This window comes from Thermogutta sp., from assembly GCF_039793925.1.
Classification (GTDB): Bacteria; Planctomycetota; Planctomycetia; order Pirellulales; family Thermoguttaceae; genus Thermogutta.
In genome coordinates this window covers 104,419-127,440 of record NZ_JBAMME010000199.1, presented here as the reverse complement: position 1 = coordinate 127,440, position 23,022 = coordinate 104,419, and the positions used below count along the sequence as shown (strand labels likewise).

At 57.3% G+C, this 23,022-nt stretch carries 16 protein-coding genes; 5 read left to right on the top strand and 11 right to left on the bottom strand.

What is annotated here, in order from left to right; genetic code table 11:
* Positions 1-3: 3 nt before the first annotated feature.
* The 6 genes from ABJK56_RS07735 to prfB form a co-directional block, all read right to left on the bottom strand.
* On the bottom strand, positions 4-1,152 hold the full coding sequence (locus ABJK56_RS07735) for a PLP-dependent aspartate aminotransferase family protein (RefSeq protein WP_347244085.1): 1,149 nt from the start codon (positions 1,150-1,152) through the stop codon (positions 4-6).
* Positions 1,153-1,293: 141 nt separating this feature from the next.
* Positions 1,294-2,505: a PLP-dependent aspartate aminotransferase family protein gene (locus ABJK56_RS07730; protein ID WP_347244084.1), complete on the bottom strand. Its 1,212-nt coding sequence runs from the start codon at positions 2,503-2,505 to the stop codon at positions 1,294-1,296.
* Positions 2,506-3,040: 535 nt separating this feature from the next.
* Complete coding sequence (locus ABJK56_RS07725) at positions 3,041-4,330, bottom strand: HEAT repeat domain-containing protein (RefSeq protein WP_347244083.1); 1,290 nt, start codon at positions 4,328-4,330, stop codon at positions 3,041-3,043.
* Positions 4,331-4,612: 282 nt separating this feature from the next.
* Positions 4,613-4,960, bottom strand: a complete 348-nt coding sequence (cutA, locus tag ABJK56_RS07720; RefSeq protein WP_347244082.1) for a divalent-cation tolerance protein CutA — start codon at positions 4,958-4,960, stop codon at positions 4,613-4,615.
* A 107-nt stretch (positions 4,961-5,067) separates the two neighbouring features.
* The gene (locus ABJK56_RS07715) at positions 5,068-5,505 is read right to left on the bottom strand and encodes a hypothetical protein (protein WP_347244081.1); all 438 of its coding nucleotides are present in this window, start codon (positions 5,503-5,505) and stop codon (positions 5,068-5,070) included.
* Positions 5,506-5,583: 78 nt separating this feature from the next.
* Positions 5,584-6,715 (bottom strand): peptide chain release factor 2 gene (gene prfB / locus ABJK56_RS07710; RefSeq protein WP_347244080.1). Its coding sequence is split into 2 segments (ribosomal slippage): positions 5,584-6,645 and positions 6,647-6,715, totalling 1,131 coding nucleotides; the frame shifts between segments, so codons are not numbered across the junction.
* Positions 6,716-7,104: 389 nt separating this feature from the next.
* Here prfB and queA point away from each other — a divergent pair.
* The 3 genes from queA to ABJK56_RS07695 all read left to right on the top strand — a co-directional run bounded on the left by queA (position 7,105) and on the right by ABJK56_RS07695 (position 10,127).
* A complete protein-coding gene (gene queA, locus ABJK56_RS07705) occupies positions 7,105-8,151 on the top strand; it encodes a tRNA preQ1(34) S-adenosylmethionine ribosyltransferase-isomerase QueA (protein WP_347244079.1) in 1,047 nt (348 codons plus the stop codon).
* A 91-nt stretch (positions 8,152-8,242) separates the two neighbouring features.
* On the top strand, positions 8,243-8,893 hold the full coding sequence (locus ABJK56_RS07700) for a phosphoesterase (RefSeq protein WP_347244078.1): 651 nt from the start codon (positions 8,243-8,245) through the stop codon (positions 8,891-8,893).
* A gap of 10 nt (positions 8,894-8,903) precedes the next feature.
* A complete protein-coding gene (locus ABJK56_RS07695) occupies positions 8,904-10,127 on the top strand; it encodes a cysteine desulfurase family protein (protein WP_347244077.1) in 1,224 nt (407 codons plus the stop codon).
* A 67-nt stretch (positions 10,128-10,194) separates the two neighbouring features.
* Here the strand turns inward: ABJK56_RS07695 and ABJK56_RS07690 are convergent, their stop codons facing one another.
* Entirely contained in the window at positions 10,195-11,553 is a 1,359-nt protein-coding gene (locus ABJK56_RS07690; protein WP_347244076.1) for a serine/threonine-protein kinase, read from the bottom strand.
* 443 nt (positions 11,554-11,996) lie between these two features.
* On the opposite strand from ABJK56_RS07690, the gene ABJK56_RS07685 reads away from it, so the two are divergent.
* A complete protein-coding gene (locus tag ABJK56_RS07685; RefSeq protein ID WP_347244075.1) occupies positions 11,997-12,713 on the top strand; it encodes a TlpA disulfide reductase family protein in 717 nt (238 codons plus the stop codon).
* A gap of 165 nt (positions 12,714-12,878) precedes the next feature.
* Here the strand turns inward: ABJK56_RS07685 and ABJK56_RS07680 are convergent, their stop codons facing one another.
* The 3 genes from ABJK56_RS07680 to ABJK56_RS07670 form a co-directional block, all read right to left on the bottom strand.
* Positions 12,879-14,786, bottom strand: coding sequence for a DUF4914 family protein (locus ABJK56_RS07680; RefSeq protein WP_347244074.1), 1,908 nt, complete (start codon positions 14,784-14,786; stop codon positions 12,879-12,881).
* A gap of 462 nt (positions 14,787-15,248) precedes the next feature.
* Complete coding sequence (locus ABJK56_RS07675; protein ID WP_347244073.1) at positions 15,249-16,067, bottom strand: sugar phosphate isomerase/epimerase family protein; 819 nt, start codon at positions 16,065-16,067, stop codon at positions 15,249-15,251.
* 140 nt (positions 16,068-16,207) lie between these two features.
* Positions 16,208-19,753 carry an aminotransferase class I/II-fold pyridoxal phosphate-dependent enzyme gene (locus ABJK56_RS07670; RefSeq protein ID WP_347244072.1) on the bottom strand — a complete coding sequence of 1,182 codons (3,546 nt, stop codon included), beginning with the start codon at positions 19,751-19,753 and terminating at the stop codon, positions 16,208-16,210.
* Positions 19,754-20,218: 465 nt separating this feature from the next.
* On the opposite strand from ABJK56_RS07670, the gene ABJK56_RS07665 reads away from it, so the two are divergent.
* A complete protein-coding gene (locus ABJK56_RS07665) occupies positions 20,219-20,890 on the top strand; it encodes a hypothetical protein (protein ID WP_347244071.1) in 672 nt (223 codons plus the stop codon).
* Between the two features lie 28 nt (positions 20,891-20,918).
* Here the strand turns inward: ABJK56_RS07665 and glgB are convergent, their stop codons facing one another.
* Complete coding sequence (gene glgB / locus ABJK56_RS07660) at positions 20,919-22,976, bottom strand: 1,4-alpha-glucan branching protein GlgB (protein WP_347244093.1); 2,058 nt, start codon at positions 22,974-22,976, stop codon at positions 20,919-20,921.
* Positions 22,977-23,022 lie beyond the last annotated feature (46 nt).

The following is a 23,022-nucleotide window of genomic DNA, read 5'->3' as shown; positions in this document are numbered from 1 at the left end:
GGGTCACATTGCCCGGACCAGGGCCTGCTCGAGGTCGGCGATCAGGTCCTCCGGGTCTTCCAGCCCGATGGAGAGGCGGATGAGCGTGTCGCTAATGCCGTGGGCCCGGCGGGCTTCGGGATCGTAGCTTGCGTGGGACATCAGGGCAGGCTGTTCGATAAGCGACTCGACTGCCCCCAAACTTACGGCAAGATGGAAAAGACGGGTAGAATTGACAATCTGCTTGGCCGTTTCTATGTCTCCTTCCACCTCGAAGCTTAACATCGCACCAAAATAGCCCGACATCTGGCGAGCGGCGATTTCGTGACCTGGATGATCAGCCAGGCCAGGGTAGTAAACTCGCCGGACGGCGGAATGCTCCGCCAGGAATTGAGCGATGGCCATGGCCGACCGGCATTGTTCGCGGATACGAAGTTCCAGGGTCCGCAGTCCACGATGGCAGAGATAGGATTCCCACGGACCCATCACGGCCCCCGTGGCATTCTGGATAAAGTAAAGCCGCTGATAAAGCTCCGCGTCCCGTACCACGAGGACGCCCCCTAGGACGTCACTGTGTCCCCCGAGATATTTCGTCGCCGAGTGCATGACGATGTCCGCACCCAGCTCGAGGGGTCGGGTCAGGGCCGGTGTCGCGAATGTGCTATCAACACCGACCAGTGCCCCATGCCGATGGGCGATCTCTGCACATGCTGCGATGTCAGTGATCGTCAGAAGGGGGTTGCCGGGCGTCTCCAACCAGAGCAGTTTGGTGTTCGGCTGGAAGGCTTTCTCCACGGCCTCCAAATCGTTTGTAGGAACCATCGTCACCGAAATCCCCGCCCGGTTAATGATCTTGTGAAAAAGCCGGTATGTCCCGCCATAAACATCCTGGCCCGTGACAATATGATCACCAGTTTGCAGAAGTTGCGTCACACAATGGATGGCGGCCATTCCCGAGGCGAAAGCAAGACCACCCACGCCGGACTCAAGAGCCGCTATCGCGTTTTCGAAGGCTTTCCGGGTGGGATTGCCACTGCGGGAGTAATCGAATTCCCGCCACTCTCCCGCTGCCGGTTGGACAAACGTCGTTGCTAGATGGATGGGCGGAACAACCGCTCCCGTCTGAGGATCAGGCTCAAACCCGAGATGAATGGCCCTGGTGCGAAACTTCATGGAAATGGCCCTATTCTCAGGCTGGGGACATTGCGTTACCGAGGCGGTGGCCGGTGATAATTCACCTTAATCCAATGTTGATGAATCGATTGAGCGCAGGTACCGCGGTCATTTCGCTGGCCAGCGATTTACGCCACAGCATCAGATTTTTTCCAGCGCTTGAGCGAAGTCGGCGATCAAATCTTCCGTGTTCTCAATCCCGCAGGAGACTCGAATCATGTTATCCGGGATACCGACCGCCAATCGCTGTTCGGGGGTGAAGTCGTGATAGCTCATGTACATGGGCTGTTCGATCAAAGATTCCACACCCCCCAGGCTCGGTCCAATCCGAGGAATTCGCACGGCGTCCACCACCCGGGCGGTCATTTGGGCATCGGCATCTTTCACCAGGAACGTAACGAGACCGCCGAATCCGCGCATGGTGCGACGCGCCACCGCGTAGTCGCGATGGCTTTCCAGGCCGGGATAATAGACCTTTTCCACACGCGGATGCTTTTCGAGAAATCGCGCCAGAGCCAGACCGTTCTGGTTGTGCCTTTCCATGCGAAGCTCGAAAGTCTTCAACCCGCGAAGCAGCAGATAAATGGCGTGCGGGGAATTTCCCATTCCCATCACACCCCGCAGCTTTCGGACAGGCTCAAGCAACTCTTCCCGGCCAATAATCGCGCCTGCCAGTAGGTCGTTGTGCCCGCCTAAATACTTGGTACAAGAATGCAGGACACAGTCGATGCCGTATTCGAGCGGTCGCACGTTGTAGGGCGTAGCGAGCGTCGCATCAATGAGAGTTTCCACACCATATTTTTTCCCCAACGCGGCAAAACGCTCGAGATCCACAACGCTCAAATGCGGATTGGTCGGCGACTCGCTGATGAGCAGCTTGGTCCGCTTGTTGATGGCGGCTTCCATCTTTTCGTAATCACAGGCGGGAATTTGATGCGTCACCACGCCGAACTGGCCGAGCACTTTCGTACAAAACTCCCGAGTGCGATGATAGCACTCATCAAACATCACAATTTCATCACCGGGGCGGACTTTGGCCATCAGATAGCAGGCCACGGCCGCCATCCCCGTGGCAAACGTCACACAGCTTTCACCGCCCTCGAGAGCTGCGAGCTTTCTTTCCAGCACCTTTTCCGTGGGGTTGCCGTACCGGCCATATTCTTCGCGGGGCAGCTTTTTAGTGACGTATTCGATGACGGCTTCGGTGTTTTCGAACGTGTACGTGGCCGTACAGAAAATCGGATCAGTGATCGAATAGCAAGGCTTAATGCGATCTTCGCCACCGTGAACGCAGAGAGTGGAAAAACCTTGGGACCGATTGGTCTCGGGTTGAGCAGTCGGCTTGTTCGACATGGTGACACCGTTTCTTTCAGTCAAAGAGCTCTGGAATAAACAACGGAAGGTGCAATCAGGTTTTCCTCCGAACCAGCTCGCTGCTCTCTACTTGTGTGCCTAAATAAAAACCGCGACGAACAACCGGGCCGTCGCGGCAAGCTCGTTTCGGTTTGAATCGCCGCCCACCGGCCGACCCAGGGACGACGATGGCACTTTAGCAGATATGGCTGCAAGCGGCCGCAAATCCCATAACGCCTCATTTTACTCCCGCCCGTAGTCAGCGGCAAGCGCCGCGAAAGTTTGACCTATTGCCACTTTTTCTAAGAATCTGTGAGAGACGCCGATGTGTTGTAGGGGCCTTTCATGAGTTGCCCCTAGCATTTGACCTCCACAGAACCGAGCAGTTGGAGACCGGCCAATGAAAAGCATGATCCACCAGTTGGAATGCGGACCTGACAAGCACGTCCCTCTGGGCTGAATCTCGCTCATGCGCACATCCTGACTAAGGTTTGCACCTCTCCGCTACTTGCCGGGAAAAGGTGACGATGACCAACTACCGGGCCGGCGTGCCGCTCTGCCAGGCGGTCCGTACTTCGGCCAATGTCTGCTGGATATTGGCAAGCTCTTCCTCTTCCAGAGGTGCCAACTTTTTCTGGGCGAGCGACCGGGCCAGCGCCTCCAGCTCTTTGATGACGGGCTCGGCATCGCGGCCCATCGTGAGAACGATCTCCGTCGCCTCATCGCGGTAAATTCCAGCACGAATGTCAGAAATTAGGCTGTTTTTGAGTGGCTCGAAGGGCCCCCCGAGACGCCAGATCGCCCAACATGCGGCCGAGGCCGGATAAATCGGCCGACGAGCGTGGGATTTTTCAATCGCCTCCCGGGCAGACCCAGCCACATCGGGTCCCAGCCGCCCCAATGCAAGGACAGCCTGTTCGCGGACCGGTTGCACTACATCGTCCACCGCTTCGATCAGTGCCTGAATCGCCTCGGGACCGATTTTCGGGCCGATCTTACCCAGTGCAGCCGCGGCGTTGCGTTTCACAGAAGCGGCCCCATTCTTGAGCCGATCAATGAGGTCCGGCACGGCAGGAAGGGCCGGTTCACCGATGGCCCCCAGCGCGCGACATGCCCAATACTGGGTGTGAAAATCCTCGTGGTAGAGCGCCTTTCGAAGCACCGGAACGGCTGGGGCCGCCGCCGGACCAATCGCCATGAGAGCCCCCACCGCCTGTCGGCGATTGACCAAGTTGTCTTCCTCAATCAGTTCAATCAATTTTGGGACAGCCGGGCCTGCCGCCGGTCCCAATTCCGAATACGCTACGCACAGCACGGCCTTCTTTTCAGGCGAGGCGTTTTTCCACTGCTCATCAAGAGTTGGCAACGCCGTTTCGCCAAACTTCCCGATTGCTTTAAATGCCAGTATCCAGTTAGGCCACTCATCCACCTGCGCTCCATCCTTCTGGGCCAGTTCCAGGAGCTTGGAGACTGCCACCTCGGCATGCGCGGGTGCTAACTTGCCGATCGCCACGATGGCCCTCGCTCTCACTGCGTCATGGGAATCATCGAGGGCTGTGAGAAGCACGGGCACCGCCTCCTGCCCCATGGATTCCAGCGCTGCAACCGCTTTCAGTCTGCTTGCCTCGTCGCCCTCCGCGAGCACTCGTTTGCAATCCTCTAGGGAAAGTGCTGCCAGACCGGTGGGTGCCGATGAGGCAGCACCTTCGGCGCGAGCCGGCGTGGCGTACCCAAAGCCCCAAAAACACAACGCCAGGCTGGCCGCCAGCAGCAATTGCGGCGTCCATAAACGGGCATCCCATAAGAAACTTGAACTCCTCGTCAATGGATGAGTCCAAGGAGAAGAAATCGTGACAACACGCGTACGGAGAAGAGGTGAAATCTTCATAGGCAGCCTTTCGTGCTGGGTTAGCCGGGTCCGGACTATGTCAAACATTTTGGCGACAAAGCAAAACCTCTGCGCTGGGCCGGTGGACTACGCTCATTATTTCCCGGAACCCGCGCGATGCCAAGCCTCAAATGGCAAGTTCCCCAAATTGCCTGCAGGGGATCCTCTGCCGGTACACGGCTGCGCGTGGAAAGGACAACAGCAGGATGAACGCAGATTCTAAGGAGCAGAGCTCGTTTCCCCGGTCGCGGCACTTAACCATTTCAAGTAATCCGAACTTCCCGCTGAAATCGGTACCGCGATAATTTCCGGCACTTGATAGGAATGGAGTTGCCGGATGCGTTGCTCAAGTTGAGCGTAGCGCGAAGTCGCAGTCTTGATTAAACACAACCATTCATCGGCCGACTCTATTTTCCCTTCCCACCGGTACACACTGTGAACTGGACCCACGATTTGCACGCAACCTGCCAGTGCTTCCTCGACCAGAGCCTGCGCGACTCGCGCGGCCGATTCGCGATCCGGAAACGTCACAAAGACCTGAAGAAAAGATTCCTGCTGGCCGCTCATAGACTCATCACACTCATTGCCAAAGAGACTGTTAGCGTTTAGGTGCTTCCGTAACTCGGCAGGTCGCCCGAGCGCTCCAGCGGGAGAGGAAATTTACCTAATGCCCCTCACGATTGCGTCATCTCTTTGGACGAACTCTGGTCGTCGCTCGGGGTCCCTCCCTGCGCTGAGGGTTGAGCAAATGTTTTGTCCCGGGCCTGTCGCGCTACCTCAAGAGCCGAAGGTTTGTACTCCACATGCTGCGTGCCCTCCTTGGGGGCCGATGCTGAGGACGAGGCCCCCTGCGCTGGTTTCGGAGCCGGCGGATCCACCACCCGCAGGTCGTCAAGGTCAATGTCGTACCAGCCGCGATCGACAGCAGAATCGAACTGGACAAGGGCCCGACCATTCCAATTGATTGTGATTACCCGGCCAATTTTTCCTTTAAATCGGGCAAGTTCCGGACGCGGGCTATTCACGGTGACGTACTGATCCGTATATTCCAGTCGCAAATTCTCAATGCGGTCGTAGTCCATATCGGCCGCCATGTTCACCTCGTTGTTCATGCAGGTCTCCGGTCAGCCCACAGCCGGAGGGTGAGGCTCATCGTACGGTGTTTTTCTTGTGGGCAGCCTGAGTTTATCTCAGTTGGACTTCACCGGCGAGCGGAAACGGGCGGCATCTTCCGCAGCTTTCCACCGAAGATAGGCATCAAGGAATCCCTGAATTTCCCCATCCATGACGGACTGGAAACTGGTCTCGGTGTAACCTGTACGTGCATCCTTGATGCGCTGTTCAGGATGCTGGAAATAACTGCGGATCTGGGAACCAAACCCCACTTTGGGAGCCGCCTCGTATTTCGCGGCCAGTTCTGCTTCGCGTTTTTCCTCTTCCAGCCGCGCCAGTTTTGCACGCAGCATCTTCATCGCCATGGCACGGTTCTGGTGCTGGCTCCGTTCACTCTGGCACGCTACCACAATGCCCGTGGGAATGTGCGTGATTCGCACCGCACTGGACGTCTTGTTGACGTGCTGTCCGCCGGGACCGCTTGCCCGGAATACGTCTTCCTCGATATCCTCTTCTCGGATCTCGATTTCAGTATCGTTTTTCACTTCCGGGCTGACGTCCACCGCGGCGAAGCTCGTTTGCCGTTTCCCCTCCGCGTTGAAGGGGCTGATCCGCACAAGACGGTGGATCCCTGTTTCGCCCTTGAGATACCCGTAGGCCATCGGCCCGCGGATCGCGATGGTAGCACTGTTGATACCCGCCACGTCGTTATCTACGCGGTCCAGCAATTCCACCTCGTAGCCGTTGGCCTCCGCCCAGTTGATATACATCCGCAGGAGCATTTCCGCCCAGTCGTGCGCATCAGTTCCGCCATCCCGGGCATTAATGCTCACGATGGCGTTGCATGAGTCGTGAGGCCCATTCAACAGAGACTTGACCTCCAGCTCATCGACCAGCTTTTCGAGTCGCTGGAGCGCATGGGGCAATTCCGCGGCAATTTCCGGGGACTCTTCGCCCAGTTCGATCATGGCCTGAACGTCTTCCAGCTCCTTGAGGGCCTGATCCATGGGCTTGAGAATTGCGCGGAGTTCCTTCAGCTCCGAAACTAACGCCTGAGATTTCTCGGGATCCCCCCAGAAGGAGGGTTGGCTCATCGCCTGTTCGATCTCGGCTTCCCTTGCCTTGCGGTGAGTGTAGTCAAAGGGAGTCGCGAAGCTGCAGCAAACGCTCCCGAATGGCCTCAGCACGATTGACGAGTTCTCGTTCCATCGGCGACCTCCGCGCCATTCCTCGTAAAAGCACTACCAAGATGATTTCTCATCGAATATTCAGCGCCACCATTCACTCGTGGCACGATCATCGATGATGCACTGACGTCCCTTGAAATTTTAGGGATATCCAGAACGTAGGAGAATCTGTTCCTAAGGTGCATCCTGGCCCCATCCTTTCCGACTTGGCCCGTGGGTCGGCGGCTATAGTCCTGTGGGATTTGGAAAAGGGCCAGTCGATTACTTCAAGTTTAACATACCCGACAAGATCAGTACACTCCGCCTCTGGGGGCCTCTACAATCATGGAAAATCCGTGAACTTCCGTGAACTAACGGGCTGCACCCCCGGTGTTCCACTCTGTCCACAACACGCTCAGGCGTGGGAATGCGATGATTGATATCAATGAGTACGACTACGCGCTGCCAAAACACCTAATCGCCCAGCGGCCTTTGCCGAATAGGGCCGACGCCCGGCTTATGGTGGTGGACCGCCAATCGCAGAGCATCGAGCACCGCCACGTTCGGGATTTACCTGAGATCCTCCAACCGGGGGATGTGCTAGTCCTGAACAACACTCGGGTTGTTCCCGCCCGGCTAGTGGGCTACCGGACCGAGACCCGCGGTCGCTGGGAAGGACTCTTCGTGGAAGCTGACCCCAGCGGCGTTTGGCAGGTGATTGGGAAAACTAGAGGGAAGCTACGGCCGGGAGAGACCATCACGCTCATTAATCGGGAAGGCCGCGACGACATCAAGCTTTTTGTCATCGGCAAAATTGCAGACGGCGGCTGGCTGGTCAGTCCCGACACCAGTGAGGACACCTGGCAGACGCTGGACCGCGTCGGTCGGGTACCGCTTCCCCCCTACATTCGCGGGGGACAAATGATGGAGGAAGACCGAACCCGCTATCAAACGGTCTACGCCCAGGTCCCCGGTGCCGTTGCTGCCCCCACGGCGGGGCTCCATTTCACCCCACAACTTTTGAACGCCCTACGCAAACAGGGCATCAAGATATTTTTCGTGACCCTTCATGTGGGTTTGGGCACCTTCGTCCCGATTAAGACCTCGCGAATCGAAGAGCACAAAATGCATTCCGAGTGGGGTGAAATCACGCCGGAGGTCGTGGAAGAAATCAACGCTGCCCGGAAAGAAGGCGGGCGAGTGGTGGCTGTCGGCACGACGGTGACGCGACTTTTGGAAACGGCTGCTGCCAGCGGCAAGCTGCAGGCGTTTTCCGGGCGAACCGACCTCTACATTCATCCGCCTTATAAGTTCAAAATTGTAGATGCCCTGATGACGAACTTTCATCTTCCCAAAACGACCCTTCTCGTTCTGGTGCGAACGTTTGGTGGAGATGAATTGATCAAGCGTGCCTATGAAGAAGCCATTCGGGAAGAGTATCGGTTTTATAGCTATGGCGATGCGATGCTGATCCTATAACGTGTCACGTTCTGGCTCGGCTGAAAGGGCACTTCTGCGGCCATCAATAACCCGTCGTTTTCATTACGGAGAAACAGTGAGGTTTGCTAGCATGCAGCGGGATCCGATGGATGAAGAAGTTCTCGTCATTCCCACCAGCTATTTTCACGAGTTAGGGTATTTTCAGGGGTTCACAGACCGAGTGGAACGCTACATACCCCAGATCTTTTCAGAAAAAAAGACCTCCTTTCGGGCCCGCCGGTTGGTGGAACCAGATCCCTCCTATAAGCAGATCATTCCGTATGCCATTCTTGCCTGGGGGAACGGTGACGGGTGGGAAGTTTTTCACTACACCAGGGGACGCGGTCAGGGGGAGAGTCGCCTGCGCCTCAAGCGCAGTATCGGAATCGGGGGCCATATTTCCCGCGAAGATGCAGAGAATGGCGCTGAGGCATTTCACCGGGCCCTGGTGAGGGAGATTGGCGAAGAGGTGATCATTGGTTCGCCCTATACTTTGGAATGCGTGGGGCTCATTAATGACGACCAAACCGAGGTGGGACGGGTCCATCTCGGTGTGGTCTATCGATTGTCGCTGGAAAAACCGGTTGTGACACCGCGCGAAGTCGATGTCGTCGGACACGGATTTGCCTCTCCTCAGCAACTGGCGAACAATTGGACAGAGTTCGAAACCTGGTCCCAGATCGCTCTGGCCGGTGTCTTCGGGGTAGTCCCCCCTGGACAAGTGGATCAGCAAAAAGCGTGAGTCGACCCCGATGGTGCAAACGCCCATTTATCTCGACAACCACGCCACGACCCGGTGCGATCCCCGGGTGCGGGACGCGATGCTGCCGTACTTCTGTGAAGACTATGGTAACGCGGCCTCCATCACCCACGTGTTTGGAGAAAGAGCGAAAGATGCAGTCGAAAAAGCAAGGGAAACAATAGCAGCAGCCGTCGACGCTGATCCTCGGGACGTGATTTTCACCAGCGGGGCCACTGAAAGCAACAATCTCGCCATTTTAGGAGTGGGACGATGTCTTCCGCCCGGGTCTCATCTGGTTGCTTCGTCGATCGAACACCCCTCTGTTCTGGAGCCTCTGGAGAAGCTGGCGGAAGAAGGTCATACAGTAACCCTGATCCCTCCCGTCCAACAGGGCGATCCGCAAGCGGGGCGAGTTCTGACCGAAGCCGTGGAAGAGGCCTTGAAACCGAATACACGGCTGGTATCGATTATGGCCGCCAATAACGAGGTGGGTTCGCTGCAGCCGATTCGGGAAATCGCAGCTCTTTGTCGACAGCGGGAAATTATTTTCCACGTCGACGCCGTCCAGGCTCTTGGTAAGGTGCCTCTCCGCGAAGAACTTCGTGAGGTGGATCTGATCAGTCTCTCGGCCCATAAGGTTTATGGTCCGAAAGGTGTGGGAGCCCTCGTCGTCCGGCGGCGCCAGCCAGGGTTCAGAATAGAACCCCTCATCTACGGTGGAGGACACGAACGAGGTCTGCGAAGCGGCACACTCAATGTCCCCGGGATCGTAGGCTTTGCCCATGCCGTGGCCCTTGCGCTGGCCGATCTGGAACATGAAATGGCCCGACTCCGGCACCTCCGCGACTTGTTGTTCAATCTACTGCGGGAACAACTGGGCGATAGGGTGCAACTTAATGGACCCGATTTGTCCCGGCCGGATTGGCGGCTGCCAGGGAATCTCAATCTCCGCTTCCCCGGAATCGAGGGCGAGACCTTGCTCCTTCATGTTCCGGAGTTGGCTCTGAGCTCAGGTTCGGCGTGCAGCTCGGCAGACCCGCGACCCAGTCATGTGTTGCTGGCTCTGGGGCTGAGTGAAGCGGAGGCCCGGGCAAGCATCCGCGTGGGGATTGGTCGGTTCAATACGGAAGAAGAGATTCGTTACGCAGCCGACGTTTTGTGTAACGCCGTCCACCAGCTCGTCGATCTTCAGTCAGCTCTCGAGGGTTGGCCAGCACGTCCCGGTGACCGTTGAAGGATCGGGCGTCCCCCTTCAGGGCCGTTGCGCTGGCCTCCGCCCAGCTGATCCAGGGTGGCCTTCATCAATGGGCCAACCATTTCCAGAGGAGAAAGACAGTGACAACAAGACCCAGAGGGATCAGGAGGAAGAAGACCAGGGGGGCCAGCAGATTTCGCCCGCTGAAGGCCGTGCGGCTTTCGTGTTTCACCGAGATGCCGGTGAAGTCATCTGTGCGAGCGGTGGTCTGACCCACCCCGGTGGACTGGTTCTCGACAGCTACCTGAAGAAGCATGTTGGAAAAACTTGGTTTTGTGTCGGGAAGTGGTACCGGCGGGGGAGTCAGTGGCTTGGCCACATAAAGCCGACGTTTGCTGCCCGATTTCGAGCGGACAAAGCACGTCTCGTCGATGGGACAGGGCGTGATGACCCACGGGGCCAATCGTCGCACCACTTCTGCCGCGGTGGGAATACGCTCTTTGGGATCCTTGGCCATCATTTCGGCCATCACATCCACGAATGCCGCATCCAGCTCGGGGTTCAGTCGGCGGGGATCCAGTGGACGTAATTCGCAATGGGCCCGCACTTTGTCGGCTGTAGTTCCGCCGGGAAACGGTACTTTACCCGTGACCGCGTAATACAGGGTGCAGCCGAGCGAATAGATATCCCATGCCGGCGTCGGTTTGTGCGGTTCACGGATGTGGTCTGGGGAGAGATAGTCCACGGTGCCCACGATCCGTCCGTAGCGTGGATCATTGACCGCCTCCTGGCCGAGCGGACCAGCGAGTCCGAGGTCCAACAATTTGGCGAGTCCGTCGTTGGTGACAAGGATATTGCCCGGTTTGACGTCCCGGTGGATCAGCCCCTGCTCGTGAGCGTGCTGCAAGGCCGACGCCACCTGAGAAATAATTGAGGCCGCCGCATGCATCCGCATGGGACCGCGCTGGCGGATGAGTTTCCGCATATCTACGCCGGGGACGTACTCAGTCACAAGGTAGACGACACTTCCGTCCATCCCGGCGTCATAGGCCCGCACAAGATTGGGATGATCCAGTTTGGCCTGGGCCCGAATTTCCCGCAGAAAATTTTCCACCGCTTCGGGATTGGACTTGTGGCGCGGGAGCACCTTCACCGCCACGATCCGCCCGAGGATCATGTGCTCCCCTTTGAAAACCTGCCCCATACCACCACGGCCGATGGAATCGATGATTCGGTAGGGGCCGAGGGTAAACTTCGTGCGGCCTTCGAGAAGTTGCTTGGCCTGCCAGGCATTAATGTAACCGAGTTCGACGAGTGTTTGTGCCAGCCGCTCCTCCAGGGGAACGTCGATGGCAAATCCCGCTTTCGCACGAAGCGTTTGCCAGGCCTCTTCAAGCTGTTCCCGTGTCACCAGGCCACTGGCGAGGGCACAATGCTCGAAGCTTGTGCTGCCGGGAACAGTCATAACTTCCGTCCGATTCTTCGCAGCTCGAAATTGAATGGGACGTCCATAGCGGTCTGGCGCCGCCCACTTTCTTCGTGATCTTCACCCAAATGGGAATTTCGTCACAACATGTGTCCGACAACAGCCGCTAAAATCTCCGTTGCGACAACCGTCTGCCAAACGGGACATTTTGCGTCACCATAAAGTCAGAAATTCACGCACCCACCCACTTGAAAATTATAATGCTCTTCGCGACCCCTGTCGCCGATGTGGCGTCCAATTGACGGCGCGTCGCAGAAAAAGGGAGCGGCTTCTGGTACCGATCTCGACACCGAGCCAGAGCATTCCAATCTGCCGACACTCTCAATCTTCGGGCACAGCGCACAGGCGTTTCAGGAAAAAGCTTGTCGGTAAAATAACGCTTAGGACGGATATGTAGTTTGTTCGGAATGTGAGGGACAGAGATGACTTCGCCTCCGCACGAGGACCTTCAACCGCTGGAAAAACCGCAGCATACCGAGAGCCCTACGCCCTCGAAAATCCTCTCTGTCGCTAGGCTGTTGGGCAAAGGCTTTCAGATTCTGGCGATGCTTTGCCTGCTGGGGCTCTTTGCCCTGGTGATCATCAAGTACTCTCCCTTCAGTCCGGAAAAAGTCCCGGTAGGAGAAAACCATCCGGCGGTCGGCCGGGCGCTGACGACGCTCACACTCGCGCCGCTCACCGGAACCACCACGGGCATCACATCCGCCGACCTGTCCGGACGGGTGACGCTGATCAACTTTTGGGGCACGTGGTGTCCCCCCTGTCGCCAAGAATTTCCTCACATGAAAGCCCTTTTCGAGGAATTTAAAAACCATCCCACATTTCTTTTCCTGTCGGTCTCCTGCGGGGGCGATTCTCAGGAGAATATCGAGGAACTCCGTCGCAGCACGTCTTCGTTCGTCAATTCCTCTGGCGCCGCATTTCCCACCTACGCCGATCCGAATTACCGTACTCGCAATGAGATTGATCGGATCGCAGGTTTTCAGGGATACCCGACGACGATTCTCATCGACGGCACCAGGACAATCCGCGCGATGTGGGTAGGCTACTGGCCAGGCATCGAAAAGGAAATAGAACGAACGCTCAAAAAACTCCTCGCCGAATCACAAAGCTCTCATGGCGACAGTGCGAAGCCGTAAGGCTCGCGCAGTGCCTACATTTGTCGGCACGGACCAAATCGACTACGGAGCGCTGCCTTCACCACAATGCTCACCTGGACGGTCGAGATCTTAATCGCGGCGCAACGTTATTTCCCACCGGCTTTTCCGACGGAGTTTCTTCCTCGAAGACGGCCGCCTCGTCCATCAGGTGGTGTAGGGATTGAAGGGAATCAATGACTCGAAGGTGCTGAGCGGAGCACGCTCCAGACATGCCCGAATGATCCGCCGACCAAGGGGATCCAAGCCGGGCATGGAAACCAAATCTTTGAGGTTCCTTTCGAAAAACTTATAAAGGATCTCCGCACCGCGATCGTACGCTTCCGGTCCCACTTCAGGCTGGGAATCCACTTCCAGGAACCAACTGGGAATCTGAGTGCCCTCGATCTGCATGAAGGAGAGTGCATACCCCAGCAGCGGACAGCGAGCCGGCTTAAGCTGTTCAGGCCGGAATCGGGCACCGCCGCGTCGCGCGAGGTATTCCCGCATAAGCCACTCCGGCATGAAGCCCACCTCCCAGCATCCGATGTGCTGATTGGGTACCAGGACAAAACGCGTATCGGGCGTCTCCAAAATCTGCCTAAGCAAGAGGTTGGCCTGATCGACTTTACACCCTGTGGCGAACGGCCAGTACGATCCCACACCCTCGCTCTGAAGCGAATCGCTATCCACGATGCTGGGATTGGAATGACCTCGGGGTGCTACCAACCGCCACAACCACGCCAGGGCCGGCGGTAGGACGTGCATCATTCCCAGGATACCGTAGCTAGGATTCTGTCGCGTGCAGGGTGGTGTACGGACTCCGAAACTCCGCACGTCGACGGAAACCGGCTCGTTGATCACGTTCGGCACCAAGCGCCGCGGCAGAATTACCCGGGGATTTGGGCAGGGTTTGCCCGGTGCATCTTCGATGTGTTCCCAAATCAGACACGTCGCCCGGGGAACCGCGTGGATATTCAGGAAAATGATGGGCTCCTTCGCCATCGTGCAAATGCGTTCAAGATAGGGATCCGTGCCATATTCCTTGATGTGGTCAACCCGCACGAACCACGCGGTTTCCGCATCGGAGACCACCAGTTTTTTCCCTTTGGAATTTTGAAAGCCCGGATGGCACAGGGCCATGTCATCCGTTACCGGAAACAAAGTGCATCCCTGAACCAGGGAAATGTAGCGTTTCTGGCCAGTGATGATGTTTCTTCCCAGCAGAAGTCGGCCATCGGGCTCCCGATGCGGATACTCGAGCATTTCGCTCTTCCCTCCGCCGCTGGCTCCTTCGTGCATGATGGTCATGATGTTGTCGTAAGGCGTCATGACCTGCACGGTGGAACCGTGTAGCGTCACCCAACCCTGCTCTTCTCCCAGGGAAAGGAGCACACCGTAAACACCCTTCTTGGCGCTGGGTCCCGGGTAGAGGTTCAGCGAAAAAACCTCATACACCGGAGGACCACGGTGGTGAATGACCACCTGTTTGCCGTCGCAGAGGGTGTGTCGGAAGGGGGGCGCAACAAACACCACGGCCTCGGGACAAAACTCCTGCGGCAATTCCACCGCTGGAATCATCTCCTGCAAAAGGGCGAGGGCACCAGCGAAGAAACTCGCGTTAAGGGGCGCGACGAGAGCGGCCTGAAATCCCCACCGCTTTCCGCCGGCGTAAAACGGCAGAATGATCAGCTCCTGTTCCGCAAGCCAATCCAGAATCTGCTGCCGCACCTGCTCAAAAGGAATTGAGAAACGCTCGTGAAACCGCGGCTTGTCGGTGGGACGATCATCCGCCACCACCATGCAATCGGGGTCGCGCCGCCGCATATAGGGCTCTGTGTAATTGACCGCGATGCCATTCCGGCACCGGACTACGGTAGCCTCTTTGACAAGTCCTTTCCCGGGGACCTCATAAACGACTTCAAAGTAATCGCTCTCTGGACCTCCCACTGCCAGGTCGAAAAGCTCTTGCGGCTTTTCGGGAATAATCACTCGCCGCGCTGTTTGCAGCACGCGGAGGAGACTTTCTGGTCCAACGATCCGACTTCCCACTGCACTGTTCAAATCGACTGCCATGATCGTAAGCTCGTATCTTTTCGTCCCGATAAATTTCGTTTCGAACCAACAACCGTTTGGGCGTCCTTTTCATAGGCACACTGCGCTCGCGCAGACCAACGCTACGCTGGAACGCCCGGCCGAAATGCTATCTTAAACAGACCGAAATGCTAGCTCCCACCGCTTCAATTGCGGGGAACGCCAATCGTCCTCGAGAGTGAGCGAGTCGCTCTGACACCATTCTCTTTATCTTAACGCCCGGGCAACGGGGCGCAATGGCTGTGTCACGCATAGAACATTTTGCCATGCATAAAACATATGCATAATGCTTCATTAATGCTATTCGACCCAACCGGGAACCCCGGCGCGGAGACTTTACTCGTGGCGCGCCCGAGAAGCACTGACACCGCACTTTCTTGAAGGTTCGCGATGTGTTCTCAGGAGCTTGCCGTGGATCGCCCGGGCTGTCCGCGTTCTGCCTCACTATCCCTTGGCGGCCTCACCCAAAAGCCGAGCGTATGCCGACTTCGCATGCTCGAGGAGGTAATCGTACGAATAGGCCTCCACGTCCTCGCCGATCAGTTCCACATCGAAGAACCCATCGTAGCCGTTGTCACGGAGGGCCCGCACTATTTCAACGAGGGGCAGAGCCCCCTCTCCAAGCAGGCAACGGTTTACCTCGCCATTAGGGGGCGACTTGGCGTCGCCGAGTTGAACCAGCGCGATATGGGGAATCAGTTGCGGAATCCGTGAGACGATGTCGGGAACAGCGCCTAAATGATAGACATCGAAAATCAGCTTCACCTGGTTGGAACCGAGTGTATCCACCAACTTGAAATAATCGTCAAGATCGGTGATGAAAGTAAAATCGGCGGCGCAGCCGGGGTGCATCGGTTCCACACCTAAAAAGACGCCCAGTTCCTGCGCCAGGGGGATCATCTCCTTAAGGGCCTCCCGAAACAATCGCCGGGCGTGGTTGTGTGTGTGGAGTCCCCGAGCACCACTGTACACGAGAAGGCACTGGGTTTTCAGCTCTGCTGCCGTCCGGACGGCTTCCAGGGCATCTTCCACGGCTCCCTTGAATGTTCGGCCGTCCGTGCCGGTAAATCCGCCGGCCCAAAACAGATGTGACACCCGCATTCCCGTTTCGCTCAGCAACTCTGCCCCTTTCTCTTCGCCGAAGTCGGAAAGCTTCTGCCGCCACACACCGATGGCCGGGATTCCCGCCGCTTTGTACCGCAGGACATCTTCCTCGAAAGACCAGCGGAACGTTGTGGTTTCGGAAACAGATAAACACGCCATCCGTGTTCGCCTCCCAGGTTTCAACCGTGATCCGGCCGAACGCCATCGCGGACTTGCCCGCGTCCAGTGTAACCAGTATGTCGCAAACCTCCGGACACGTAAAGGTGCACACGACCGTGCAAGTTGACAGTTTTCTGTCTTCACGTGCTGGAAGATGCAGACGCCGATTTAGGGAGACGATAGCGGGGGTCGATGCGGTCGATTTCTTCCGTCATGACGTCAATCGTATAACGGATCTGGTCTTCGGTATGGCGTGACGTAAGGAAGAATCGCAACCGTGCGGCGGACTCCGGCACAGCCGGATAGACAATCGGTTGGACGTTGATGCCACGACGGAAAAGGGCCTGCGAGAGTTGCATCGAATGCAGCGAGTGTCCAAGGATGATCGGCACCACCGGCGAATCCCGGCTGGCGCCCGTATCAAACCCACGTTCCTGGGCAAGGCGGAGGAAGAGGGCCGCCCGATCGCGGAGGCGTTGGACACGCTCAGGCTCCTTCTGAAGTAGCCGCAGTGACGCGAGAGCCGCTGCGGCGTTGGGCGGCGACAATCCAACGCTGAACACGAACCCGGGAGCCGTGTATTTGAGATACTCAATCAGGGCCTTCCTGCCGGCAATGTAACCACCGCAACTTCCAAAAGATTTGCTGAGGGTTCCCATCCAAATGTCCACGCCATCGCGAGGAACACCAAAGTACTCGCCGATGCCGCGCCCTGTTTCTCCGATCGTGCCCATTGAATGCGCCTCATCCACCATAAGAAGCGCCTTGTGTCGCTTCTTCACTTCAATGAAATGCGGCAAATCCGGGATGTCGCCATCCATGCTGTAAACGCCCTCGATCACGATGAGCACCCGCCGGTACTCCCTTCGGAAAAGGTTCAACAGCCGGTCCGCTGTCCGCCAGTCATTATGTGGGAAGGGCCGACGGCGGGCACCGGAGAGAATGGCCCCTTGAAGGATGCTGTTATGCGAGAGTTCATCATGCAGAATGAGATCGCCCGGTTTGAACAGATGACCGATCACCGTCTCGTTGGTGGCGTGACCGCCTACAAACACAACGGCGGACTCCGTTCCCAAAAACTGGGCAAGCTCCTCCTCCAGCTCACGGTGGATCACCTTTTCGCCGGACACAAGTCGGCTGGCGGAGACGCTTGTCCCGTAGCGTTCGACGGCCTCCTGCACAGCGCGAATGACTACCGGGTCGCCCGACATTCCGAGATAGTTGTAGCTGGAAAAGTTGATCATTTCACGACCGCCGATAACCGTGCGGTCATTCGTAATACCCTCGTGGACTGTGAAAAACGGATTCCCCAGTCCACTGGCCTCCAGAACCCGCAATCTTTCCTGAAGGGCACGGTACTCAGGGAACTTCTCAACGTTGTAAAATTCTTCAGGAATGTCCTGACCGGCGGGGATGATGACGCGGCGCTCCTGCTCTACCCCGCCAAGGTATTTCTCCACTGCTTCAACAACTTGCGCACAAGTTTCCAGTTCTGGCAGGATCTCGGCCGGAAAGCGGCCACCGAAGCGCTCTTCCAGCGAGGCGAGAATCTCCATCCGTTCAAGGGAATCAAGTCCGATTTCGGTAATGGCAGTGTCCAACGTCAACCCTTCGGCGCGATCTCGGGCGACTCGCCGCACTTCCGCCAAAACCGCCTCAATAATTTTTTCACGATTCGGACGCGCAGATGTGATTCTGCCCGACGCCCCGCCTGATTGAACGTTCCGACCAACGTCACCCAGGCTGGACAGATTGCTCCCGCCTCCTGCGGCCTGCCAGGCCGGGCCAAGATCGCTACCTTGCACCAACCGTTGGATGAGATCCCCGTTTCCCCCCGAGGATACTGCGGACGCCGTCTCTGGAATTTTTTCGGCCGCGTGAATCGCGTCCGGAGTTGTTGCGGATATGCTGACCAGGGCGACGGGTTCCTCCTCGTGGGACTGTTCCCTGTGCCATGCAGCCACTACTTCCAGAGTTCCTTCCAGATAGGCCTGACGGCACGCGAAACGTTGAATCTTATTGCTGGATGTCCGTGGGATGCTTCCCGCCTTAATGAGCACGATGGCGTCCACCGCCAGTTCATGTTCCAACGCCACGGCCCGGCGGATCGCCTGAAAGATCGAATCAAATCCCTCTTTGACCCGGCGCTCCACCTCCTGAACGATGATTAACTGCTCTCGCCCATCGCGCTCCACGGCGAAACATGCCCCGGCGTTCGGTCGCAGTCGTTCATCGGCCTCCTCCACCGTCCTTTCAATATCCTGGGGATAAACATTCACACCGTGGATGATGATCATGTCTTTGATTCTACCGGTTACGAAGAGCTCACCCCGGTCCAAAAACCCCAGGTCGCCCGTCCGCATGAAGGGGCCTTCTCCATCGGCCAGATGCGCCCGGAAGGTGTATTGCGTCGCCTCTTCGTTCTCCCAGTAGCCGACGGCCACACTGGGGCTTTGCACCCAGATTTCGCCGATTTGACCTTCGGGAAGCCGCTGGCAGGTCTCGGGATCCGCGATGACGATTTTGCCATCCGGAAGCTGCTGACCACAACCCACAAGCGCCCGGGCATGTGGTGCCTTGGGATCACACTCCACGGCTCGGCCACGCGCAATTTGCTCGCCGTCGAATACCCGGATGATTGGCGGCTCTTTGACAAATCCTCCGGAGACCATCAGCGTGGACTCGGCCAGGCCGTAGCAGGGATAGAAGGCCTCCCGTCGAAAACCACAGGGGGCGAAATACTCGCTAAAGCGTTCAATCGTGTCGGCCCGAACAGGCTCCGCCCCGTTGAACGCCACCTCCCAGCAACTGAGGTCCAGTGTGTCCCGCTGCTGCGGAGTGATAGCCCGCACGCACAGATCGTAGGCGAAATTTGGCCCTCCGCTTGTGGTCCCACGGTACCTGGTGATCGCTGCCAGCCACCGATAGGGTTTTTGCAAAAATGCCATCGGAGCCATCATGACATTGGGCCGTCCTACAAACACCGGCTGAATGATGCCTCCGATCAGGCCCATGTCGTGATAGCTGGGTAACCAATAGACCCCCGTGCCACTCCGCCGGTGCTCAAACGCCCAGCAAATAAGGGCGGAGTTGTGAAGAAGGTTGGCGTGAGTCAGCATGACGCCCTTGGGTGTCCCGGTGGAGCCTGACGTGTACTGCAGGAACGCCAGCGTTTGACCGTCGATATTCGGGTCCTCCCACCGATCTTCCATTTGCGGTTCGATTTCCGTGGTGGTCAGCCAGGAAAGCTCTTTGAGATGGGGTGTTTCATCGATCAGAGTGTCCACACGATCTCGCACCGTTCGCGTGGTGAGCGCGACGCGAGCGCGCGCGTTGTCCGAAATCGCCTGAATCCGTTCCATGGATCGGTTTCTGCGCGGTGGATAAACCGGCACTGCCACAACACCAGCATAGAGGCAGCCAAAAAACGCGGCGATGAAATCGAGCCCCGGAGGATATAGCAAAAGTGCGCGCTCCCCCACCAAATCGTGCGTTTGCAACCAAGCGGCGATCGCGCGAGCCTGCCGATCGAGTTCCCGATAAGTAATCGGCTGCTCTTCCGTTTCGCCATCCACCAGGTAGATGAAAGCAATGTCATCCGGTTGATAGGTGGCACGATGCCGTAACAACTCGACCAGAGTGGTCGGTCCAAAAAAACGACCGGGTAGTTTCTCCGACTTGTTCATGGCAAAACTGGATCATCCGTCTCTTGATGAGGCCAATTCTTTGACAGCGGTTTTCAGCCAGGCTCAGTGCCGAATTCCGAGGGGCAAATGCGTCAATCCTCAAGCCGCTGCACTCAGTTTTGTGGCCTCCGGAATCGTTATCATCAAAAAAGCGCTTCCACAGGAAGCTTCATCCTTTAGTCTGCCGAGGTTCCCTCATGCTGGGCGAAGGGGATTTCGCCGTTCGGGCCCTGAAGAACGATGCAATCCTTCACCTATTTCGACACATCTTAGCCTATGTTACGCTTTTTCTCAGGAATCCGCAAAGGCGGTCGGATAGCCATCCCTCGTGGGATAGCGATCCCCCAAGAAGGCGATGTCCTCGGATCGGAAGCAGGAGGCGTCTCCTCCAGGTTCTTGAACCGCCTCGGGAAAAGAGCGACGATTGAATCCAGAGCGGTGGATTCTCGACTGGAGGGTGGTGCGATGCTTGTGGTCACGTGTCCTTCCTGCCAAGCACGTTTGAAAGTCAGTTCGCAGTTTACTGGTCGGGCGGGGAAGTGCCCCCGGTGTGGGGAAATCGTCCCCATTCGCCAGAGCGAACAAACACCAGCGAGCTCCGCTCCGGCCGAGCTTGCCGCCAGTCCCTCGCCACCGGCAGGGGACGAGGACCTACCGCATATCGAGCATCCGGACCGCCTGGTCCGGCACTTCCACTATCTTGTGTGCGACCGGCAAGGGCTGGTCGCCACCTGGGAGTCCAATGGTCAGGGATGGATGATTCGTTCGGGAACAACGTTTGTGCGAGCCGTCCGGAATGCGGACAAGTTGCCCGCTCAAGGAGATTTCAAACTCGTCGAACTGCAAATCGTGCCACATCAGGACGGTTCGCACCGCCTGGAAGGCCTGCACGTCTATCAATTGGCCGCCCGATACGCGCTCACAAGGATTGAACGCGGGGAAGACGCGATCCTGGGAGCCATCCGCGGACCGGGCTCGCTCAACCGGGATCAGAAGGCGGCCGTCTTTCGGTACATCCGCGAGAAATTCATGCGTCCGATATGGGAAGACAATCAGACGCTCATCGACTACCTGACCAATCAGGATTATCACTCGCCGGGCATTTCCCCACCCACCCATCCTGCCAGCCCAGCGTGAACATCAAGGAGGGATGTCTTCGGTGCCATCACCGCGCGGGTGACTTTTCTGACTGGATGTGGAGCCAATCTCTTCGCGGTTTGAAGATGACGCCCGCCAGCGGCGGGAGCACGATTTTCATCGAGGCGGGAAATCCGTGCCATGGGACGGGCTCGGAGACCGCCCGGCCGTAATTGCCGATGTTGCCGCCGCCGTAAATCTCGGCATCGCTGTTAAAGATTTCTTCGAACTGACACACCTCGGGGACGCCGATGCGATGTTCCCACCGCGGCACCGGTGTGAAGTTGAGCGCAATCACCAGGTAATCGTTGGGATCTTTGGCCCGACGGATATAGCTGAGTGTACTTTCCTCCCAGTTATGGCAGTCGATCCACTGAAAGCCCTCCCAGCGGAAATCGACCTCGTGAAGGGCACGTTCCCGCCGCAGGAGCTTATTGAGATCTGCCACACACCGCTGGAGCCCGCGATGTGTGGGCCAATCGAGAAGTTCCCACTGCAACTGGGCGTCATAGTTCCATTCGTGCCACTGCCCGAATTCACTGCCCATGAACAGCAGTTTTTTGCCGGGGTGTGTCCACATATAGGTGTACAGGAGCCGAAGATTCGCGAACTTCTGCCACCAATCGCCCGGCATCTGCGAGATGAGCGAGCCTTTTCCGTGAACCACTTCATCGTGCGATAGCGGAAGGACGAAGTTCTCGTGGAAGGCGTAGATGAGGCTGAAGGTAAGCTCGTTGTGGTGATACTTGCGGTAGATGGGATCCTTGTGCATATAGCGGCGGGTGTCGTTCATCCAACCCATGTTCCACTTCATGCTGAAGCCGAGCCCGCCTTGGTACGTGGGATGCGACACCCCCGGCCAAGCCGTGGACTCCTCGGCGATCGTGAGGACCCCCGGGAACTGTAAATGAACCTGTTCATTGAGCAGCTTGAGGAAAGCAATGGCCTGAAGATTTTCCCGACCTCCGAATTCATTGGGAATCCACTCGCCCGGACCCTTGCTGTAATCCAGGTACAACATGGAGGCGACGGCATCCACGCGGATGCCATCCACGTGGTATTTGTCAAACCAGAAGAGGGCGTTGGCGATCAAGTAGTTGCGGACTTCATATCGGCCATAGTTGAAGATGTGTGTGCCCCAGTCACGATGCTCGCCCAAGCGGGGATCTTCATGCTCATAGAGGGCGGTTCCATCAAACCGGCGGAGTCCGTGGCCGTCTTTCGGGAAGTGGCCGGGCACCCAGTCGATGATCACGCCGATGCCGTTCTGATGGCAGTAATCCACAAAATACTGAAAATCTTCCGGAGTCCCGTAACGAGATGTGACGGCATAATAACCGACCACCTGGTATCCCCAACTGGCCGTGAGGGGGTGCTCAGCGATGGGCAAAAGCTCTATGTGGGTGTAGCCCATCTTCTTCACGTAGTGCACGAGTTCGTGGGCAATCTCGCGATAGTTCATCCAGCCAGTCGGGTTGTCGTTTGGTCGCCGCCAGCTTCCCAGATGGACTTCGTAGATGGAAATAGGTTCTTCCAGCCAGTTCCGCTTCTTCCGCTGTTCCATCCACTCTTGGTCGTGCCACTGGTAACGATTGATGTTGAAAACGCGGGAGGCACTTCGCGGCGGGACCTCGGCCCAGAAGCCGAATGGATCGGCCTTCTCGAAAACCTGGTCGTGATAACGGATCTGGAATTTGTACAGGTCTCCTTCTTTCAGACCGGGGATGAAAATTTCCCAAAACCCGTTGGGAATGTGCTTCCGCATGGGGTGGCATCGACCGTCCCAGCGGTTGAAATCTCCGATGACGCTGACGCTCGTGGCGTTCGGCGCCCAAACGGCAAAGTTCACACCCTCAACTCCGTTGACGGTACGGAGCTGCGCGCCGAGTTTGTTATAGCACCGCCAGTGGCGTCCCTCGCCGAGCAAATAAAGGTCGTAATCGGTCAAAAGCGGGGGAAAAGTGTAGGGGTCGTGCATGATCACCTGTTTGCCATCTTCCTGAGCCACCCGAAGCAAATACTGGGGTTGCTGGCCATTTAGCGGGCAGAGGGCCTCAAATAGGCCCGCGGGGTGAATCCGGCGCATTGGCCGGGGCACGCCCTCGTGGGCCAGATCAATGACCCAGGCCTGT

Excerpts from the sequence above, each read along its gene's own strand:
- ABJK56_RS07735 (WP_347244085.1), bottom strand. The coding sequence starts at position 1,152 with ATGAAGTTTCGCACCAGGGCCATTCATCTCGGGTTTGAGCCTGATCCT.
- ABJK56_RS07730 (WP_347244084.1), bottom strand. The coding sequence starts at position 2,505 with ATGTCGAACAAGCCGACTGCTCAACCCGAGACCAATCGGTCCCAAGGT.
- cutA (WP_347244082.1), bottom strand. The coding sequence starts at position 4,960 with ATGAGCGGCCAGCAGGAATCTTTTCTTCAGGTCTTTGTGACGTTTCCG.
- ABJK56_RS07715 (WP_347244081.1), bottom strand. The coding sequence starts at position 5,505 with ATGAACAACGAGGTGAACATGGCGGCCGATATGGACTACGACCGCATT.
- queA (WP_347244079.1), top strand. The coding sequence starts at position 7,105 with ATGATTGATATCAATGAGTACGACTACGCGCTGCCAAAACACCTAATC.
- ABJK56_RS07700 (WP_347244078.1), top strand. The coding sequence starts at position 8,243 with ATGCAGCGGGATCCGATGGATGAAGAAGTTCTCGTCATTCCCACCAGC.
- ABJK56_RS07695 (WP_347244077.1), top strand. The coding sequence starts at position 8,904 with ATGGTGCAAACGCCCATTTATCTCGACAACCACGCCACGACCCGGTGC.
- ABJK56_RS07690 (WP_347244076.1), bottom strand. The coding sequence starts at position 11,553 with ATGACTGTTCCCGGCAGCACAAGCTTCGAGCATTGTGCCCTCGCCAGT.
- ABJK56_RS07685 (WP_347244075.1), top strand. The coding sequence starts at position 11,997 with ATGACTTCGCCTCCGCACGAGGACCTTCAACCGCTGGAAAAACCGCAG.
- ABJK56_RS07680 (WP_347244074.1), bottom strand. The coding sequence starts at position 14,786 with ATGGCAGTCGATTTGAACAGTGCAGTGGGAAGTCGGATCGTTGGACCA.
- ABJK56_RS07675 (WP_347244073.1), bottom strand. The coding sequence starts at position 16,067 with ATGGCGTGTTTATCTGTTTCCGAAACCACAACGTTCCGCTGGTCTTTC.
- ABJK56_RS07670 (WP_347244072.1), bottom strand. The coding sequence starts at position 19,753 with ATGAACAAGTCGGAGAAACTACCCGGTCGTTTTTTTGGACCGACCACT.
- ABJK56_RS07665 (WP_347244071.1), top strand. The coding sequence starts at position 20,219 with ATGCTTGTGGTCACGTGTCCTTCCTGCCAAGCACGTTTGAAAGTCAGT.
- glgB (WP_347244093.1), bottom strand. The coding sequence starts at position 22,976 with ATGCGCCGGATTCACCCCGCGGGCCTATTTGAGGCCCTCTGCCCGCTA.